Source organism: Streptomyces sp. CoH27, from assembly GCF_020181035.1.
Taxonomy (GTDB): domain Bacteria; phylum Actinomycetota; class Actinomycetes; order Streptomycetales; family Streptomycetaceae; genus Streptomyces; species Streptomyces camelliae.
This window is the reverse complement of the sequence record NZ_JAIQYY010000006.1, coordinates 169182-188833: the sequence shown is the minus strand read 5'-3', so window position 1 is coordinate 188833 and position 19652 is coordinate 169182. Positions and strand designations below refer to the sequence as shown.

Here is a 19652-nt window from a genome sequence, read left to right as displayed (position 1 = left end):
CAGCGGCCGGGACCCGGTCACACGGGCAGCAGGCGGGGCGCCGGGCCGTCCGGCGCGGTTTCCTGCAGTTCCAGCACCCACAGCTCGTTCTCGCCCTCCCGCAGCACCGGCCCGGGGACGTACAGGGACCGCTGCGGGCCCACCGACCAGTAGCGGCCCAGTCCGAAACCGTTGATCCAGACGAAGCCGCGCGTGCAGCCGGGCAGCTCCAGCCGGGCGTCCCCGGCCCCGCGGACCATGAGCATGCCCCGGTACAGGCCCGGCGTGCCCTCCCCGGGCGGCGCGCCGAAGGGCACCGCGTCCACACCGGCCTCGAAGGCGTCCAGATCCAGCCCACGCGCGCGTACCCCGTGCAGATACTGCCGCTCGTGCAGGAGGCCGCCGGTGACGCCCTTGGCCTCGCCGAGGCGCGGGCCGTAGTTCACCCGCCCCAGGGACTCCACCCACACCTCCACGCGCGCGGGGCCCGCGACGGGCTCCTTCAGCCCCGGCTCCTCCTCGGTGAGCACCCCGGCCCGCGCCCCGTCGACGTACACCACCGCCAGGTCCCGCAGCCCGCGTGCGGTGAGCGGGTACGGCTGCCGTGGACCCGGCACCTCCACCGCGTAGCGCACCAGACCCCGGGTGATCCCCAGCTCCTCGAAGGACGGCGGCATCGGCGTCACCGTCTCCTCGCCGCCCAGCGCCTCCAGCACGTCGGCCAAAGGCGCCCATGCCGTGAGAGCCGCCTCCACCGGTGTGTCCAACACGGGCGGATGCGGCGGCAGTTCCGGCAGCGGAACCGGCCGGTGGCCCGCCAGGACCTCGCGGAAGCGCCAGAACTTCTCGGTGGGGCGGCCCTGTTCGTCGATCGGAGCGTCGTAGTCGTACGACGTCACGTCCGGCTCCAGCGGGCCCTCGTGGAGTGCGCCGCCACCCCGGTTGGCGCCCGCCCAGCCGCCGAAACTCGTGCCGCCGTGCGCCATGTACAGGTTCACCGACGCCCCCGAGTCCAGGATCTCCCGCAGCGCCTCCGCGGCCTCGGCCGGGTCCCGTACGACGTGCTCGCCGGCCCAGTGGTCGAACCAGCCGCACCAGAACTCCATGCACATCAGCGGGCCGCCGGAGCGGTGGCGGCGCAGCGTGTCGAAGGCCACGCGCGCGTGCGAGCCGAAGTTCACCGTGGCGAGCACCCCGGGCAGCGAACCGCCGGTCAGCATGTGGTCCTCGGGCCCGTCCGAGGTGAACAGCGGGACCGTGACCCCCTCGGCCCGCAGCAGTTCGGCCAGCGCGGTCAGCTGGCCGGTGTCACTGCCGTAGCTGCCGTACTCGTTCTCGACCTGCACCATGAGCACCGGGCCACCGCGGTCGATCTGCCGGGGGACGACCTCCCGCAGCAGCCGGCGAAACCAGCTGTGCACGGCCCGCAGATAGCCCTCGTCGCGGGTACGCGCGCGCGTGCCCACCTCGTGCGTCAGCCACGCGGGCAGGCCGCCGTTCTCCCACTCGGCGCAGATGTACGGGCCCGGCCGCACGATCGCCCACAGGCCGGCCTCACGGACGGCGTCCAGGAAACGGCCGACCGCCCGCACGTCCCGGAAGGCGCCGGGGCGCGGTTCGTGCAGATTCCACGGGACGTACGTCTCCACGCAGTTCAGGCCCATCGCCCGCAGCATCGCCAGCCGGTGCCGCCACTGCGCCTCGTGCACCCGGAAGTAGTGCAGCGCCCCGGACAGCAGCCGCACCGGCCGCCCGTCCAGCAGGAAGTCGGATTCCCCCACCGTGAACTCGCTCATGCGCCCAAGCCTCACCTCTTCCGGCGACCGGCGCCATGGACGAAGATCGTTGCTGCTTGGACAAAAGTCCGCCGTCCCCGACACCGGGAGGAGCGCCGATGTACCAGACCTGGATGCGGTTCTTCAGCCCCGGCCCCGCCCACCACCGCCTCGGCCTGGTCTGTCTCGGCGTCGGTCTCCAGCACGGCGCGCTGCCCACCGTCGGCCCGCGCACCCTCGACCACCACGTGGCCGTGGTGATCAGCTCGGGAGGCGGCTGGTACCGGGGCGCCGACGACCGCCGTACGACCGTCACCGCGCCCGCGCTGCTCTGGCTCACCCCCGGCGTGCCCCACCACTACGCGCCCGACCCCGGCACCGGCTGGGACGAGGGCTTCGTCGACTTCGCCGGGCCCGCCGCCACGACGTACACCGAACTCGGCTACATCGAGCCCGAGCGGCCCGTCGTCCCGCTCTCCGACGCCGCCGGGCCCCGCGCGGTGGTCGCCCGCATCGTGCGCGCCGCCCGCCGCGGCAACCCCCTGCTGGAGGTGGAGACCGGCGCCGCCGTGCACGAGCTCCTGGTCGCCCTGCGCCGGGCCCGCGCCGACCTCGCCCCGGACGGCGACCAGGTGCTCCAGGCCCTCGCCCGGGACGCCTGCACCCCGATGAGCGTCGCCGACCACGCGCGCGTGCACGGCATGACCCCCGCCGAGCTGCGCAGCGCCGTCCGCCGGGCCGCCGGGTGCAGCCCCAAGGACTATCTGCTCGGCATCCGCCTCGCCCGCGCCAAGGAACTCCTCGCCGCCACCGAGCTGCCCGTCGCGGCCGTCGCCCGCCGCGTCGGCTACGAGGACCCCGCCTACTTCTCCCGGCTGTTCACGCGCCGCGTGGGGCTCGCCCCGGTCCGCTTCCGCGCCCAGCAGGGCCGCACCGTCCCCGGCGGCTGGAGCGACCAGGTCCCGGACCCCGCCGACCCTCCGATGATCCACTCTCCGGACACCCCGTAGACGCGGGCCGGTGACCGCATAGGGTTGAGGGCCATGACCACCAGCAACACCGGCACCGGTGACATGGACCCCGGGGTCCGCCAGGAACTGGAGCGGCTGCGCGACAGCATCGACAACATCGACGCGGCCGTCGTCCACCTGCTCGCCGAGCGGTTCAAGGCCACCCAGCAGGTCGGCCGGCTCAAGGCCGTCCACCAGCTGCCGCCCGCCGACCCGGGCCGCGAGGCCCGCCAGATCGAGCGGCTGCGCCGCCTCGCCGAGAACGCCAAGCTCGACCCGGCCTTCGCCGAGAAGTTCCTGAACTTCATTATTGCCGAGGTGATCCGGCACCACGAGCGCATCGCCGAGGACACCGCCATCGCGCAGTCGGCGGACGACTGACCTCGACCGCGGCCGGGGTGGCCGACGATACGGACATATGCCCTGAACTCGTCCACCCCCTGTGCGCTGTCAGTGCTATCAGGCAGCATGTCCTGCATGTCCGTACTCACGCGCGACGAAGCGCAGCTCCGAGCACAGCTCCTCGACGTCCACCGCTACACGGTCGAACTGGACCTCACCACCGGGGACGAGACCTTCGACTCCCGCACCGTGATCCGCTTCACCGCGCGCTCCGCCGGGGACACGTTCGTCGAGCTGAAGCCCGCCGAGCTGCGCGCGGTCGCGCTTGACGGACAACCCCTCGACCCGGAGTCGCTCGACGACGGCCGGCTGCCGCTGAAGAACCTCACCGCGGGCGAGCACGAGCTGCGCGTGGACGCGGTCATGCGCTACTCCCGCACCGGCGAGGGCATGCACCGCTTCACCGACCCCAGCGACGGCGAGACGTACGTCTACACGCAGATGTTCATGGACGACGTCCAGCGTGTCTTCGCCGCCTTCGACCAGCCCGACCTGAAGGCCCTCTTCGAGGTCTCCGTCAAGGCACCCGAGGGCTGGACCGTCCTCGCCAACAGCGTCACCGAGCAGCGCGCCGACGGCGTCTGGCAGGCCGCGCCCACCCCGCTGATCTCCACGTACCTCGTCGCCGTCGCCGCCGGCCCCTGGCACTCGGTGCGCACCGAGCACCGCGGCCTGCCCTTCGGCATCCACTGCCGCCGCTCCCTCGCGCCCCACCTCGACACCGACGCCGAGGAGATCTTCGACGTCACGCGCGCGTGCTTCGACCGCTACCACGAGAAGTTCGAGGAGCCGTACCCCTTTGACTCCTACGACCAGGCGTTCGTCCCGGAGTTCAACGCGGGTGCGATGGAGAACCCGGGCCTGGTCACCTTCCGCGACGAGTTCGTCTACCGCTCCGCCGTCACCGACACCGAGCGGCAGACCCGCGCCATGGTCATCGCGCACGAGATGGCCCACATGTGGTTCGGCGACCTCGTCACCCTCAAGTGGTGGGACGACATCTGGCTGAACGAGTCCTTCGCCGAGTACATGGGCTATCAGACCACCGCCGAGGCCACCCGGTTCACCGACCCCTGGACCGAGTTCGGCGTCACCCGCAAGTCCTGGGGCTACGACGCCGACCAGCGGCCCACCACCCACCCGGTCGCCCCCGAGAACGTCGACGACACGGCCTCCGCGCTGCTCAACTTCGACGGCATCTCCTACGCCAAGGGCGCCTCCGCACTGCGCCAGCTCGCCGCCTGGCTCGGCGAGAAGGACTTCCTCGCCGGCATCAACACCCACTTCGCCCGGCACAAGTTCGGCAACGCCACCCTCGCCGACTTCATCGACTCCCTCGCCTCGGCCACCGACCGTGACGTGCCCGCGTGGGCCGACAGCTGGCTGCGCACCACCGGCGTCGACACGCTCACGGCCCAGGTGGCCACCGCCGACGGCACCTGCACCCTGACCGCCGACCGCGCGGGGAGCCGCCCGCACCACCTCACCGTCGGCCTGTACGACCTCGACCTCGCCGACGAGGGCCGCCTGGTACTGCGCGAGCGCCTCGGCCTCGACGTCCCGCAGAGCGTCCCGCAGCCCATCGGCAAGCGCCCGGCGCTGCTCCTGCTCAACGACGGCGACCTCACCTACGCCAAGGTCCGCTTCGACGCCGAGTCCTTCGAGGCGGTGCGCACCGGACTGTCCGGCCTGCCCGACCCGCTCACCCGCGCGGTCGTGTGGAACGCCCTCAGGGACGCCGTGCGCGACGGCGAACTGCCGCCCGCCGCCTACCTGGAGACGGCCCGCGCCCACCTCCCGCGCGAGACCGACCTGGCCCTCGTCCAGGGCGTCCTCGCCTTCGCCTCCGGCCAGATCGCCGTCCAGTACCTGAGCGCGCAGGAGCGCTCGGCGGCCCTGTCCACCCTCACCTCCCTCTGCCGCGACCTGCTGCGCCGCACCGAGGACGGCGACCACCCCGGGCTGCGCCTGATCGCCGTGCGGCATCTGATCGGTGCCGCCGCCCACCCCGACACCATCGCCGCCTGGCTCGCCGACGGCACGGTGCCCGGCGGGCCGGAACTCGACCCCGAGCTGCGCTGGCGCATCCTCGGCAGGCTCGCCGTGCTCGGCGCCACCGACGAAGCCGCCATCGCCGCCGAGTTGGAGCGCGACCCCAGCGCCACGGGCCAGGAGGGCGCCGCCCGCTGCCGCGCGGCCCTGCCCGACGCGGAGGCCAAGCGGGCGGCCTGGGAAGCGATGTTCACCGGCGACGACCTGTCGAACTACCTCTTCACGGCCACCGCACAGGGCTTCTGGCAGCCCGAACAGGCCGAGCCGGTACGGCAGTACGTGCCGCGCTTCTACGCGGACGCGGTCGCCGTCAGCGCCCGCCGGGGCCCCGCCATCGCGCAGGCCGTCGGCCGCTGGGCCTTCCCCGCCCACGCCGTCGATGCCGAGAACCTGCGCCTCGGCGAGGCCTGCCTGCGCGACGCCGACCTCACCCCGGCCCTGCGCCGCACCCTCGCCGACCGTCTCGACGACCTCGCCCGCGCCCTGCGGGTGCGCGGAGAGGAAGAAGCGCGGCAGGAGGCGGTGGAGGCGCAGGGGGCGCAGGAGGCGTAGGACGGAAGACCTAGGACACGGCTGCTCCCTGCCGACGATGCGGCGGGGGCGGCCGCCTTCCTAGGCTCGGTCGCGACTGATCGACCGAGCCTTGGAGGCAGCACCGTGATCGTAGTGACCGGAGCGACCGGCAACGTCGGGCGTGCCCTCGTCGACCGGCTCCTCGCCGCGGGCCGGCCCGTGCGCGCGCTGACCCGTGACCCGCAGCGGGCCGCACTGCCCGAGGCGGCCGACGTCGTGCGGTTCCAGCAGGACGACCCGGCCGCCCTGTTCGCCGGGGCCACGGCCCTCTACCTCTACGCGCAGGCGACCACGCCCGCCCTGCTGGCGGCGGCCCGCGCCCAGGGCGTCCGGCATGTCGTCCTGCTCTCCAGCGCCATCATCGAGGAGGGCGCCGACGAGACCCACCCCATCCACATCATGCACGCCACCGCCGAGCGGCAGATCCGCGACAGCGGGCTCGCCTGGACCTTCCTGCGACCGGGCGCCTTCGCCACCAACGCCCTGCAGTGGGCGTCGCAGATCCGCGCCGGCGACACCGTCCGCGGCGTCTACGCGGATGGCCTGAGCGCGCCCATCCACGAGGACGACATGGCGGCCGTCGCCGAGCGTGCCCTGCTCGACGGCGGGCACGAAGGCGCCGTGCACCGGCTGACCGGACCGGCGGCGACCAGTAACGCCGAGCAGGTCGCGGCGATCGGCGCGGCCCTCGGCCGGAAACTGACGTTCGTGGAGACGGACCCCCGCGAGGCGGGCCCGGAGCTGTTCCCGCACGTTCCGCCGCAGATGCTTCAGCGGCTGCTGCAGACCTTCGCGGACACCGTCGGCGTGCCCCCGGAGATCAACGACACGGTCGAGAAGCTCACCGGCACGCCGGCGCGCACCTTCGACGAGTGGGCCCGCGACCACGTCGAGGACTTCGGCGGACGGGCCTGACCCGCACGCGTTCTCCCCGCACGGCAGTACCCACTTTCGGGTTCTGATCGGCGCTCTTTCGGGACACACGGTCCGCTTCCGGTACAAGCTGGAAGCCGACGGCCGGCCGGAGAGCGGAGGACAACCGATGAGCGGTGACGCCCCTCGGCCCGACCCGCTGCCCGCCCCGCCCCTCGCCTCGGGCCCCCACGGCGCCGACGCCCTGCGCCCGCTGCTCGGCACCGTCCTCGACGCGCTCGCGGACGGCGGCCGGGCGCGGGGCGGGCCGTTGCCCGCCGGGGGCCCCGAGGCCGTCGCCGCGCGGATCGCCGACGTGCTCGGGGACGCCCTGCCGGACGAGGGCGACCCCGGCGCGCTGCGCACCCTCGTGCACGCCCTCGCCGAGGGCTCGGCCGACCCGGCCGACCCGCTGTGCGCGGCCCATCTGCACTGCCCGCCGCTCGCCGTGGCCACCGCCGCCGACCTCGCGGCGAGCGCCCTCAACCCGTCACTGGACTCCTGGGACCAGGCCCCCGCCGCCTCCGCCCTGGAAGCCGCCGTCACCCGCGCGCTCGCCCACACGGCCGGGCTCGCCGACGCCCTGGTCACCACCGGCGGCACCGAGTCCAACCAACTGGCCCTGCTGCTGGCCCGCGAGACGCACGGCGCCGGCGTCCGGATGGTCTGCGGGGCCCAGGCCCACCACTCGCTGCCGCGCGCCGCCTGGCTGCTCGGCCTGCCCGAACCGGTCGTCGTACCCACCCCGAGCGGCGTCCTCGACCCGGCCGCCCTGGACGAGGCCCTCACCGCGCTCGACGGCCCGCTGCTGGTCGCCGCCACCGCCGGCAGCACCGACGCCGGCCTCATCGACCCGCTGCCGGAGATCGCCGGCCTGTGCGCCGCCCACGGCGCCCGGCTGCACATCGACGCCGCCTACGGCGGAGGCCTGCTGTTCAGCGACCGGCACCGCGACAAGCTCGCCGGACTCGAAGCCGCCCACACCGTCACCCTGGACCTGCACAAACTCGGCTGGCAGCCGGTCGCTGCCGGCCTCCTCGCCGTCGCCCGCCCCGCCGAACTCGCCGCCCTCCAGCAGCGCGCCGACTACCTGAACGCCGACGACGACACCGAGGCCGGCTTCCCCGATCTGCTCGGCCGCTCCCTGCGCACCTCGCGCCGCCCCGACATCCTCAAGATCGCCGTCACGCTGAAGACCCTGGGCCGCGGCGGACTCGGCGACCTGGTCGACCAGGTCTGCGCCCGCGCGCGCGAGTTCGCGGCGCTGATCGACGAGCACCCCGGCTACGAGCTGTACGACCGGCCCGTGATCAGCACGGTGCTGTTCCGGCCGGCGGGCGCCGACGACGACGCCGTGGCCGCCGTACGCCGCCGGCTGCTGCGCGAGGGCCGGGCCGTCGTCGGGCGGGCCCGGCTCGACGGCCGGCTCTGGCTGAAGGCCACCCTCCTCAACCCCCACATCCGGCCGGACGCCCTGGCCCAGCTCCTGAAACTCGTAGAAGAAGGCACCCCCGCATGACCAACCCCCCACCCCGCGAGCCCGCCGCCCCCCGCGACCTGGTCGGCATCGGCATCGGCCCCAGCAATCTCTCCCTGGCCGCCCTCGCCCACCCGCTCGCCGAACTCGACGCCGTCTTCTACGAACAGCGCCCCGGCTTCGACTGGCACCCCGGCCTGCTCATCGAGGGCGCCACCATCCAGGTGCCGTACCTCGCCGACCTGGTGACCCTGGTCGACCCGACCAGCCCCTGGAGCTTCCTGAACTACCTCAGGTCCCGCGAGCGGCTCTTCCCCTTCTACTTCGCCGAGCGCCTCCACATCCACCGCGCCGAGTACGACGCGTACTGCCGCTGGGTCGCGCAGCACCTCCCCGGGCTGCGCTTCCGTCACCAGGTCGACTCGGTGCGCTGGGACCCCGAACGGGACGTGTTCGAGGTCGACTTCACCCAGCTCGACGCCGAGGGCGAGGCCGAGGCCCTGGGCCGTACCCACACCCGCAACGTCGTCCTCGGCGTCGGCACCACCCCCTATGTGCCCGACCCGCTCCAGCGCCTCGTGGACGCCCCCGGCGTGCCCGTCATCCACGCCGCCGACTACCTCGGCCACCGCGACAGCGTCCTCGCCGCCGGACACGTCACCGTCGTCGGCTCCGGTCAGTCCGGCGCCGAGGTCTTCCTGGACCTGCTCCGCCACCGTCCCGCGGGCCGCGAGAAGCTGCACTGGATCGGCCGCAGCGAGGCGTTCGCGCCGATGGAGTACTCCAAGCTGGGCCTGGAGCACTTCACCCCCGACTACACGCGCTACTTCCACGCCCTCACCGAGCCCGTCCGGGACCGGGTCGTCGCCGCCCAGTGGCAGCTGCACAAGGGCATCGACGCGGGCACCCTGGCCGCCATTCACGACGAGCTGTACCGGCGCACCCTGCACGGCGGCTGGCCCGACGCCGTCCTCATCCCCGGCGTCCGGGTCCGCACGGCCGGCCGGATCGCGACCGCCAAGGTCGAACTCCATCTGGAGCACCTCCAGCAGGACAGCCGCTCCCGGCTCACCACCGACGCCGTCGTCCTCGCCACCGGCTACCGCGAGCACTCGCTTGACCGCATCCTCGCCGGACTCGACCCCTACATGCGCCGCGACAGCAGCGAACGCCCGCGCATCGACGAGGAGTTCCGCCTCGTCCTCGACCCTTCCGTCACCGGCTCCCTCTACGTCCAGAACGCCGAGCTGCACACCCACGGTGTCGGCGCCCCCGACCTCGGCCTCGCCGCCTGGCGCAGCGCCACCATCCTCAACTCGCTCACGGGGAAGGACCTTTACCCGCTGCCCGTCCGAACGGCCTTCACCACCTTCGGACTTCATCACCAGCCCACCCGGGTGCCGCAGACCCGGCAGGCGAAGCAGCTCACTCCGCTTGTCGAGGGAAGGCAATAGGGCGGCAAAAGCGGAAGAAGTCCGCTGACGGCGGTGTTGGCGGTTGCCATGACAACGACATGGATCGCCGCCCACCGTACCGCCGTCATCGACCCGTACGAGGGCTTCCAGCTCTTCGAGAGCAGAGGCTTCGCCGATCAGACCCTGCGCCAGACCCTGCGGCTCGCCGGAGGAGGTGAGGCGGTACGGATCACTCTCAGCAACCGATACGGCAAGGAACCGCTGGAGATCGGCGGCGCGCACCTCCGAGGCGACGGGATCGACACCCCGCTCACCTTCGACGGCGCCAAGGCCGTCACGGTCCCGGCCGGCGCGGACCTCGTCTCCGACCCGGTCGAGCAGCCCGTCACCGCGGGCCAGGTCCTCACGGTCGGCCTCTACCTGCCCGGCGACACCGGCCTGACCACGTATTCCGCGGTGCCCTACGACACCGGTCACGCGGCCCCCGGCGACCAGCTGACCGCACCGGCTCTGCGGGACGCCGAGGAGGTGCCCACCGGCCACTTCGGGATCGGCGCCGACGTCCGCGCGCCCGAGGGCACCCGGATCGCGGTCGCCTTCGGAGACTCCTGGATCGAGGGCGCGGCCACCACGCCCGGCCTCGACAACAGCTTCCCGGCTCAGCTCGGCCGCCGTCTGACCCGCGGCTGGATCGTCAACCAGGGCATCTCCGGCAACCGTCTGCTCACCGACGAGATCGGCGAGCACCTCCTCGGCCGCGTGGACCGGGACGTCCTCGCTGTGCCGGGGGTGAGCCATGTCCTGATCCACATCGGCCTCAACGACTTCGGTCTGCCCGGCCACATCGCCTTCCCCGAGCCCGGGAAGCCGCCCACGGCCGCCGCGTTCATCGCCGGTCTGACCGACCTGGCCGACCGGCTGCACGCCGCCGGGCTGACCGTCCTCGGCTCCACCGTCGGCCCGTACCGCGGCACGGTCTACGACGGCTACGACAGCGAGGCCGGCCAGGCCGTGCGGCGCGAGGTGAACGCCTGGCTGCTGAGCGGGGACCACCCCTTCGACGGCATCGTGGACGTCGCCGCCGCCGTCGCGGATCCGGCCGAACCCGAGCGGATCCGCGAGGAGTTCAACAGTGGCGACGGACTGCACGTCAACGACGCCGGCGCGAAGGCGATCGCCGACGCCGTGGACCTGTCACTCCTCGATCTCTAGAACACGGGGGTGCCGTTCCGCACCAGCTTCCAGTCCGCCGAGGCGAAGTCCTTCGGGTCCAGTACGCCCTTCGCGGTGACCCACTCCGCGATCCGGGTGCGGATCTCCGTCGACTCCGACCACAGTTCCTCGGCGTCGGCGACGTGCGGGAAGGCACCGCCGCCGTTGGCGCGGTAGTTGTTCACGGCGAGCACGAACTGCCGGGAGTCGTCCAGCGGGGCGCCCTGGAAGGTGAGGTTCCTGATCCGGGACCCGGCGGGCTGGGCGATGTCGATGTCGTACGACAGGCCCGAGACGTAGTCGTAGTTGTAGTCCGGGCGGCCGCCCGCGTTGGTGAGCCTGTCGACGTCCACGGGGTCGCCGGCGGCCGTCTGGTTGTAGTACGCCGCCGAGTACTCCAGGTAGGCCCGCACCTGGGCGCCCGTCAGCAGCTTGGCGACCAGGGTGTTGTCGTAGACGTACAGGCCCGACAGATCCCGGATGGTCACGTCGCCGGCCGGGATCTCGGAGGTCCGGGAGAACGGCGAGGCCTGCGCGAGCACCGGCAGCGAGGCGTACGGCGTGCCCGCGAGGGCGGCCTTGACCACGTCCTCCTGCACCTTGGTGATCAGGTCGATGATCGGGGCGTCCCGGTAGCGGGCCTCGACCGTCGTCAGCGTCTCGGTGGCCCGGCCCACGACCTGGTTGACGTACGTGACGACCTTCTGGTGCTCGTCCTTCAACAGGCGTGTGATCTCCGGGTCGTCGGCGACCGTGTTGGCGTTGCGCAGCGACGCGGAGACCGACTCGACCGTCCAGCGGCCCTTGCCGAAGACGAGTTCGACGTCGAAGAGGGTGAGGCGCTCGGCGTAGCACAGCGGCTCGGAGAGCACGACCGTCTTCCCGGTCCGCTCGTTGACGACCTTCAGCTCGGGGATCTCCACGTGCGCGTGCCCGACCAGGATCGCGTCGATGCCCGGCACCTGCCGCGCCACATTCGCCGCCGCGTTCTCCACGTACGGCACCTGGTCGCCGTACGACGATGTGCCCGATGTGCCCGAGTGCGCGGAGACCACGACCACGTCGGCGCCCATCGACCTCAGCTTCGGCACCCACGTCGCGGCCTGCTCCTCCAGCCCCGGGAACGCCAGCCTGCCCTGCACATAGGCCTTGTCCCAGATCGCGATGCCCGGGTTGGTCAGCCCGAGCACGGCCACCTTGACCGGCCTGGCGCCGGGCACGTGGAACGTCTTCATGACGTACGGCGGGAACGCGGGCCGCAATGTCTTCGCGTCGACCGCGTTGGCGCCGAGCAGCGGGAAGTCGAGTTGCTCCTCGAACCTCCGAAGCGTCTCGATGCCGTAGTTGAACTCGTGGTTGCCGAGCGCCGCCGCGTCGTACCCGATCGCGTTCATCGCCTTCGCCATCGGGTGCACCGGGCCGCCCTGGGCGGTGATCGGGTCGACCTTGGCGTAGTAGTAGGCCAGCGGGGTGCCCTGGATGGTGTCACCGGCGTCCAGCAGCAGGGTGTTGCGGCGGCCCTTCTCCTTGCGTACCTGCTCGACCAGGGTCGCGATGCGGGCCAGGCCCATCGCGTTGCCGGCCTTGTCGGAGTACTCCGCGTCCTTGAAGTAGTCCCAGTTGAAGACATGGCCGTGCAGATCGGTGGTGCCCATCACGGTCAGCGAGTACCGCTTGACGGGGTGGGCGGGCCGGTGGGGCTGCGCGGCCTCGGCCGCCGGAGCCGCCGCCGCGCCGGCGACCGCCACCCCCGCCCCGGTGGCGGCGGACTGCTTCAAGAACTTCCGGCGGTTCAACGGCATCTCATGATCTCCTGAGGGAACGGTCGAGGAAGGGTCAACGACGCGCGTAGATTCTGACCTGAACATGACCCGATATGCCAGCCTCCAGGGGGCGGAAATTCGCTCATCGGAGCGAGTGGTCGCACACTTCAACACTTGTCAACAACCCTTTGCTCAAAGGTTGTTGAGTGGTCATGTGCGGCCGATTGTCTACCCGCCGGTAAGGCCTAGGCTCGACGTATGCGCCGAGCAAAGATCGTCTGTACTCTGGGGCCCGCCACCGACTCGTACGACCAGATCAAGGCACTGGTCGAGGCCGGGATGGACGTCGCCCGCTTCAACCTCAGCCACGGCACACACGCCGAGCACGAGGAGCGCTACCGACGCGTGCGAAAGGCGGCCGACGAAACCGGCCGCAGCGTCGGCGTTCTCGCCGACCTTCAAGGCCCGAAGATCCGGCTCGGCCACTTCGACGAAGGCCCCGTACTCCTTGAACGCGGCGACGAGTTCACCATCACCGTCGAGGAGGGGGTCGCCGGCGACCGCCACCGGTGCGGCACCACCTACGCCGGGCTCGCCGCCGACGTCACCCCCGGCGAACGCGTCCTCGTGGACGACGGCAAGGTCTGCCTGGAGGTCACCGCCGTCGACGGCCCCCGCGTGCACACCCGGGTGGTCGAGGGCGGCATGGTCTCCGACCACAAGGGCCTGAACCTGCCCGGCGTCGCCGTCTCCGTCCCCGCCCTCTCCGAGAAGGACCAGGACGACCTGCGCTGGGCGCTGCGCACCGGCTTCGACGTCATCGCCCTGTCCTTCGTGCGCAGCGGCGACGACGCCAAGGACGTGCACCGGATCATGGCCGAGGAGGGGCGCCGGCTGCCGGTGATCGCCAAGGTCGAGAAGCCGCAGGCCGTGGCGAACCTCGACGGCATCGTGGCCGCCTTCGACGGGATCATGGTGGCCCGCGGCGACCTGGGCGTGGAGATGCCGCTGGAGCGGGTGCCGATCGTGCAGAAGCGCGCGGTCAAGCTCGCCCGGCGCAACGCCAAGCCGGTCATCGTCGCCACCCAGATGCTCGACTCGATGATCGACAACTCCCGCCCGACCCGTGCCGAGGCCTCCGACGTGGCCAACGCGGTCCTCGACGGCACGGACGCGGTGATGCTCTCCGGCGAGACCAGCGTCGGCAAGTACCCGATCGAGACCGTGCGCACCATGGCGAAGATCGTCGAGGCGGCCGAGCACGACATGCTCGCGGCGGGCCTGCCGCCGCTGACCGAGAGCAACAAACCGCGTACCCAGGGCGGCGCGGTCGCCCGCGCGGCGGCGGAGATGGGTGACTTCCTGGGCGCGAAGTTCCTGGTGGCGTTCACCCAGTCGGGAGACACGGCGCGCCGTCTGTCCCGCTACCGCTCCCCGATCCCCCTGCTGGCCTTCACCCCGGAACCCGCCACCCGCTCCCAGCTCAGCCTCACCTGGGGCGCGGAGACCTTCCTCGGCCCGCACGTCGACTCCACCGACGCCATGGTCGACCAGGTGGACGAGCTGCTGCTGAAATACGGCCGCTGCCGGAAGGGTGACATCGTGGTGATCACGGCCGGCTCCCCGCCCGGGGTCTCCGGCTCGACCAACATGGTCCGGGTCCACCACATCGGCGAGGACGACAGTCCCAGGGGATGAGAAAAGGCCCCTCTCACCGGAGGGGCCTTGCCGATTGCCGACCTTGGAATCCAAGGAAAAGTGCCCCGGGTCGGACTCGAACCGACACTGTACGGGTTTTGAATCCGTTGCCTGCTGCCAATTGGGCTACCGGGGCTCGCAGAATCCAAGGTTTCCCCCGACCCTCCGCGCGTCCACCATACCGTAGCTAGGTAGGCTCTTGTCAGCAGTACCCCTGCCCTGAACGAGGAGCCCCCGTGACCGCCGAGTCGCCCCAGCCCGTAGACGCGCCCGACGACGACAAGTCGCACGTGCCTCCGCTGACGACCCGTGTCGTCATCGCCGAGGACGAGGCCCTGATCCGGCTCGACCTGAAGGAGATGCTGGAAGAAGAGGGGTACACGGTCGTCGGCGAGGCCGGGGACGGCGAGCAGGCCGTCGAGCTGGCCCGCGAGCACCAGCCGGACCTGGTCATCATGGACGTGAAGATGCCCAAGCTGGACGGCATCTCCGCGGCCGAGAAGATCGCCGAGGAGTCCATCGCGCCGGTCCTGATGCTCACCGCCTTCTCCCAGCGCGACCTCGTGGAGCGCGCCCGGGACGCCGGTGCGATGGCGTACCTGGTGAAGCCGTTCAGCAAGAGCGACGTCGTCCCGGCGATCGAGATGGCCGTCTCCCGCTTCACCGAGCTGAAGCAGCTGGAGAAGGAGGTCGCCGACCTCACCCAGCGCCTGGAGACCCGCAAGCTGGTCGACCGCGCGAAGTCCATCCTCCAGACCGAGTACGGCCTGACCGAGCCGGCCGCGTTCCGCTGGATCCAGAAGACGTCCATGGACCGCCGCATGTCGATGCAGCAGGTCGCCGAGGCGGTCATCGCGGACAGCGAGGAGAAGAAGGCCGGCAAGAAGGGCTGAGCCCCCTCTCGCACCACGAGGCCCGCGCCCCCTGCTTCGGGGTGCGGGCCTCGTCGTGCACGACGATCAGTCCTCGCCGAGAGACGATCAGTCCTCGCCGAGATACGCCTTCCGTACCGACTCGTCGTGCAGCAGGTCCTGGCCGGTGCCCGACAGGACGATCGTCCCGACCTCCATCACATGCCCCTGGTCGGCCAGCGACAGGGCCGCCTGGGCGTTCTGCTCGACCAGCAGGATCGTCGTGCCCTGGGCCTTCAGCTCGGCGATGGTCGCCATGATCTTCTGCATCATGATCGGCGACAGACCCATCGACGGCTCGTCCAGCATCAGCAGCTTCGGCTGGGACATCAGCGCCCTGCCCATCGCCAGCATCTGCTGCTCACCGCCGGAGAGGGTGCCCGCGGCCTGCTTCCTGCGCTCCCCGAGGATGGGGAAGAGCTCGTAGGCGCGCTGGATGTCCCTCTCGATGCCCGCCTTGTCGCTGCGCAGGAACGCGCCGAGGCGCAGATTGTCCTCGATGGTCATGCGCGGGAAGATGTGCCGCCCCTCGGGGGAGTGGGCGAGGCCGAGGGAAACGATCTGGTGGGCCGGGACCTTCTTCAGCGACTTGCCGTTGAACCGGATCTGCCCGCCGACCGGCTTCAGCAGACCGGACAGTGTGCGCAGCGTCGTGGTCTTGCCGGCGCCGTTGGTGCCGATGAGGGTGACCACCTGACCGGCCTCGACCGTGAAGGAGATGCCCTTGACGGCTTCGATCTTGCCGTAGGCGACCCTGAGGTCCTCGACTTCGAGCAGTGCGGTCATCGGTCGTTCTCCTTGCCGGACGCGGCATCCGTGGTGGCCTCGGCGTGTGCCTCGGCGGCCTCGACCTCGGCCACCTCTTCGTCACCGGGCGCGTTCTCGAAGGGTTCGCCGAGGTAGGCCGCGATCACTCGCTCGTCGCCCTGGACGGTCGCGCTGTCGCCCTCGATCAGCTTCTCGCCCTGCACCAGGACGGCCACCCGGTCGCAGAGGTTGAAGATGAACCGCATGTCGTGCTCGATGACGAGGACGGCGATGCCCTTGTCCCGGATGGCGAAGACCAGTTCCTCGGTGGCCCGGGTCTCCTGCGGGTTCATGCCGGCCGTCGGCTCGTCGAGCAGCAGAAGTCCGGGCTCGCTGGCGAGCGCGCGGGCGATCTCCAGCTTGCGCTGCTCACCGTAGGGGAGGTTGCGGGCGAGGTGCTCGGCCTTGTGCTCCAGGCCCACGAACTGCAGCAGCTCCATGGCCCGTGCGCGGGAGGCGGCCTCGGCACGGTGGAAGCCCGGGCCGCGCAGCAGCGCCGACCACAGGCCCTCCTTGGTGCGGGTGTGCCGGCCGACGAGGACGTTCTCCAGGACCGTCATGTTCGCGAACAGCCGGATGTTCTGGAAGGTGCGGGCGATGCCGGCCGCGGTGACCTTGAAGGACTTCGGCGGCAGCACCTGGCCCTTGTAGCGGACCTCGCCCTCGGTGGGGACGTACAGGCCGGTCAGGCAGTTGAAGAAGGTCGTCTTGCCGGCGCCGTTGGGGCCGATCAGGCCGACGATCTCGCCGCTGTTGACGGTCAGGTCCACACCCCGTACGGCGGTCAGGCCGCCGAAGCGCATGGTCACGCCGCGGGCGTCGAGGACGGTCTCGCCGGAGGCGGCGGCGCCGGGGGCGGCGTCCTGGGTGGTGGTGTCGGTGGTCATCGTGGTCAGACCCCTGCCTTGCTGAGGACGGCGGGAGCTTCGGCGTCCTCGTGGAATTCGAGCTGACGGCGCCGGTTGGGGATGAGGCCCTCCGGGCGGAAGCGCATCAGCAGGATGAGGGTGACGCCGAAGGCGAAGAGCTGGTAGTCGCCCAGGAACTGGAGCTTGGCCGGGATCAGGTACAGCAGGGACGCGCCGACCAGCGGACCGGAGATGGTGCCCATGCCGCCGAGGACCACCGCGGCCAGCAGGAAGGCCGAGTTGGGCGGTACGGCGTAGGCGAACTGGTACTGCTCCGGGGTCACCGTGTAGGTGACGTGGGCCTGGACGGAGCCGGAGAGACCGGCGAGGCAGGCGCCCAGGGCGAAGGCGATGAGCTTGACCCGGAAGCCGTTGATGCCCATGGCGAGCGCGGCGGTCTCGTCCTCGCGGATGGCGACCCAGGCGCGGCCGATGCGGGACTCGCTGCTGCGCCGGAACACGACGACCACGATGAGCGTGATGATCAGCATCAGCAGCAGGTAGTTGGCGAACCGGCCGATGGTGGTGCCGAGGATCTGGTGCTGTGCGCCGAAGTCGAAGCCGAGGATGTTCAGGTTCGGGATCGACGAGATGCCGTTGGAGCCGTTGGTGACGTCCGGGCCCGAGGTGCCGTCCATGTTGAGCACGGTGATCCGGAAGATCTCACCGAAGCCGAGCGTCACGATGGCCAGGTAGTCGCCGCGCAGCCGCAGGGTCGGGGCGCCGATGATGACGCCGAAGATCATGGCGACCACCGCGCCGAGCAGCGCCGAGGCCCAGAACGGCCAGTGCACGTGCAGCGGCGAGGACGGCGAGCCGGAGACCAGGGCCGCGGTGTAGGCGCCGACGCCGAGGAAGGCGACGTAACCGAGGTCGAGCAGGCCGGCGAGGCCGACGACGATGTTCAGGCCGAGGGCGACGGTCGCGAAGATCAGGATATAGACGCCGATCGTCGCGTACTGGTCGTTGGTCTGGGTGAACGGGAAGGCCGCGGCCGCGACGAAGGCGCCGGTCATGGTGATGTTCCGGTGCTTCGCGGTGAGCGCCGAGACACGCGCCACGAGCCCGGCCTTGGCGGCCGCGGCGAAACCGAAGCCGGCGGTGATCAGGAAGCCGACGAACAGTTCGTCGTACGGCGTGCCGACGCCGTAGCTGAAGACGATCAGACCCACGGCCATGACGGCGACGATGACGAGGATCTCGGCCCAGGACGGCAGCGGGCGGGCCGGAGCCGGGGTCTCGGAGGCGAAGGCCGCGCGGAACGTGCTCCAGTTCTGCCGGGCTTTGTGCTTGAACAGCTCCCAGCCGGCGTCGTCCGGGTCGACCGGGTCCGGCTCCGGCCGCGTGAACGGCTGGGCCAGCGCGCCGAGCAGCGCGAGCAGCGTGGCGACCGCGACGACGAAGCCGCCGGGGTCCAGGTTCACCAGGCCGCCGAGCTCCACGCTGATGGCGATGACGGTGTACCAGGCGGTGCCGAAGGCGGCGAGCGCGGCCATCTTCAGGGCGGCGTCGGCGCTGCCGGGCGTCAGCCGGTCGAGGCCCTTGACGCCGTAGGAGGCGAGGCCGAACAGGACGGTGAGGATGCCGCCGATCAGCACGAGGACCTGAAGGCCGCCCGGGTAGCCGTAGACGGTGAGGTCGCCGGGGAAGTCGGTGGTCCAGGTCCAGGACATGAACGTGGAGACGATCGCGAGGGCGCCGCCGCCGGTGGCGAGGGCTCGGCCGAGCGGGGCCGGCAGCGGGATCAGGCCGGCCGGGGCGGCCGCCGGGGTGCTCGAAGTCTCCGTGGTCTCGGGGGACTCGGGGGACTCGGACGGTGTGGTCTGTGTGGTCATCGCTGTCACGCCCTGTCCGCGACGCGCTCGCCGAGCAGGCCCTGTGGCCTGAACAGCAGTACGAGGATGAGGAGGATGAAGGCCCAGACGTCTGCCCAGGACTGGCTGCCGAACTTGTCCATGCCGGGGATGTCCGCGATGTAGGCGGTGGACAGCGCCTCGGCCACACCGAGGACGAGGCCGCCGAGCATGGCGCCGTAGATGTTGCCGATGCCGCCGAGGACGGCCGCGGTGAAGGCCTTCAGGCCGAGCAGGAAGCCCATCTTGAAGTCGATCTGACCGTACTTCAGGCCGTAGGCGACCCCTCCCACGGCGGCGAACGCGGCACCGAGGGCGAACGCGATCACGATGATGCGGTCGGTGTTGACGCCCATCAGCTTCGCGGTGTCCGGATCCTGGGCGGTGGCCTGCATGCCGCGGCCGGTGCGGGTGCGCATCACGAAGTAGGCGAGAAACGCCATGCTGAGCGGGGCCGCGACCACCAGGAAGATGTCACCGGTCTGGATGGTGACGTTGCCGATGGTGAAGGGGCCGCCCGGAATGGTCGGGAAGGTACGGGCGGACTTCGCCTCGGGGTACCAGGCCCACACCGCCTGCTGCAGCGCCAGCGACAGACCGATGGCCGTGATGAGGGGCGCGAGCCGGGGTGCGGTGCGCAGCGGGCGGTAGGCGAACCGTTCCGCCCCGACGGCGACCGTGACGGCGACGACGATCGCGCCGATCAGCATCAGCGGCAGCGCCACCCACATCGAGGTGCCGTCGGGAAGGATGTACGCGTAGACCGTGAGCGCGCCGAACGCGCCGGTCATGAAGATCTCGCCGTGGGCGAAGTTGATGAGCTGGACAATGCCGTAGACCATTGTGTAGCCGATGGCGACCAGCCCGTACATGGATCCTAGGAGCAGGCCGTTGACCAGCTGCTG

15 protein-coding genes and 1 tRNA gene are annotated in these 19652 nt (G+C 71.4%); 9 read left to right on the top strand and 7 right to left on the bottom strand.

Annotated elements, in window-relative coordinates; genetic code table 11:
* Positions 1-17: 17 nt before the first annotated feature.
* Positions 18-1775, bottom strand: a complete 1758-nt coding sequence (locus LE548_RS11495; RefSeq protein ID WP_225096610.1) for a beta-galactosidase family protein — start codon at positions 1773-1775, stop codon at positions 18-20.
* A 98-nt stretch (positions 1776-1873) separates the two neighbouring features.
* Between LE548_RS11495 and LE548_RS11490 the strand changes: the two genes are divergently transcribed.
* The 7 genes from LE548_RS11490 (at position 1874) to LE548_RS11460 (ending at position 10807) form a co-directional block, all read left to right on the top strand.
* Complete coding sequence (locus LE548_RS11490) at positions 1874-2764, top strand: AraC family transcriptional regulator (protein ID WP_225096609.1); 891 nt, start codon at positions 1874-1876, stop codon at positions 2762-2764.
* Positions 2765-2797: 33 nt separating this feature from the next.
* The gene (locus LE548_RS11485; RefSeq protein ID WP_225096608.1) at positions 2798-3145 is read left to right on the top strand and encodes a chorismate mutase; all 348 of its coding nucleotides are present in this window, start codon (positions 2798-2800) and stop codon (positions 3143-3145) included.
* Positions 3146-3241: 96 nt separating this feature from the next.
* The gene (gene pepN, locus LE548_RS11480; RefSeq protein WP_225096607.1) at positions 3242-5770 is read left to right on the top strand and encodes an aminopeptidase N; all 2529 of its coding nucleotides are present in this window, start codon (positions 3242-3244) and stop codon (positions 5768-5770) included.
* 105 nt (positions 5771-5875) lie between these two features.
* On the top strand, positions 5876-6706 hold the full coding sequence (locus tag LE548_RS11475; protein ID WP_225096605.1) for an NAD(P)H-binding protein: 831 nt from the start codon (positions 5876-5878) through the stop codon (positions 6704-6706).
* 127 nt (positions 6707-6833) lie between these two features.
* Entirely contained in the window at positions 6834-8222 is a 1389-nt protein-coding gene (locus tag LE548_RS11470; protein ID WP_374116059.1) for an aspartate aminotransferase family protein, read from the top strand.
* On the top strand, positions 8219-9634 hold the full coding sequence (locus LE548_RS11465) for a lysine N(6)-hydroxylase/L-ornithine N(5)-oxygenase family protein (protein WP_225096603.1): 1416 nt from the start codon (positions 8219-8221) through the stop codon (positions 9632-9634). The genes LE548_RS11470 and LE548_RS11465 overlap by 4 nt, the downstream gene beginning before the upstream one ends.
* 48 nt (positions 9635-9682) lie before the next feature.
* Positions 9683-10807 (top strand): GDSL-type esterase/lipase family protein, encoded by a 1125-nt coding sequence (locus LE548_RS11460; protein ID WP_225096601.1) that lies wholly within the window; start codon positions 9683-9685, stop codon positions 10805-10807.
* Here LE548_RS11460 and LE548_RS11455 read toward each other — a convergent pair.
* Positions 10804-12609, bottom strand: coding sequence for a bifunctional UDP-sugar hydrolase/5'-nucleotidase (locus LE548_RS11455; RefSeq protein WP_225096599.1), 1806 nt, complete (start codon positions 12607-12609; stop codon positions 10804-10806). The two genes, LE548_RS11460 and LE548_RS11455, sit on opposite strands and share 4 nt — an antisense overlap.
* A 219-nt stretch (positions 12610-12828) precedes the next feature.
* Here LE548_RS11455 and pyk point away from each other — a divergent pair, with 219 nt between their 5' ends.
* Positions 12829-14268 (top strand): pyruvate kinase, encoded by a 1440-nt coding sequence (gene pyk / locus LE548_RS11450; protein WP_225096597.1) that lies wholly within the window; start codon positions 12829-12831, stop codon positions 14266-14268.
* A 61-nt stretch (positions 14269-14329) separates the two neighbouring features.
* Here the strand turns inward: pyk and LE548_RS11445 are convergent.
* A tRNA-Leu gene (locus LE548_RS11445) sits at positions 14330-14404 on the bottom strand.
* A 100-nt stretch (positions 14405-14504) separates the two neighbouring features.
* Between LE548_RS11445 and LE548_RS11440 the strand changes: the two genes are divergently transcribed.
* The gene (locus tag LE548_RS11440; RefSeq protein ID WP_225096596.1) at positions 14505-15161 is read left to right on the top strand and encodes an ANTAR domain-containing response regulator; all 657 of its coding nucleotides are present in this window, start codon (positions 14505-14507) and stop codon (positions 15159-15161) included.
* 87 nt (positions 15162-15248) lie between these two features.
* Here the strand turns inward: LE548_RS11440 and LE548_RS11435 are convergent, their stop codons facing one another.
* The 4 genes from LE548_RS11435 to LE548_RS11420 all read right to left on the bottom strand — a co-directional run.
* Positions 15249-15965 carry an ABC transporter ATP-binding protein gene (locus LE548_RS11435; RefSeq protein ID WP_225096595.1) on the bottom strand — a complete coding sequence of 239 codons (717 nt, stop codon included), beginning with the start codon at positions 15963-15965 and terminating at the stop codon, positions 15249-15251.
* Positions 15962-16873, bottom strand: coding sequence for an ABC transporter ATP-binding protein (locus LE548_RS11430; RefSeq protein WP_225096594.1), 912 nt, complete (start codon positions 16871-16873; stop codon positions 15962-15964). Before LE548_RS11430 ends, LE548_RS11435 begins: the two co-directional genes overlap by 4 nt.
* 5 nt (positions 16874-16878) lie before the next feature.
* A complete protein-coding gene (locus tag LE548_RS11425; protein ID WP_225096593.1) occupies positions 16879-18729 on the bottom strand; it encodes a branched-chain amino acid ABC transporter permease in 1851 nt (616 codons plus the stop codon).
* Positions 18730-18734: 5 nt separating this feature from the next.
* The coding region (locus tag LE548_RS11420; RefSeq protein WP_225096591.1) for a branched-chain amino acid ABC transporter permease at positions 18735-19652 on the bottom strand (918 nt) is incomplete at its 5' end.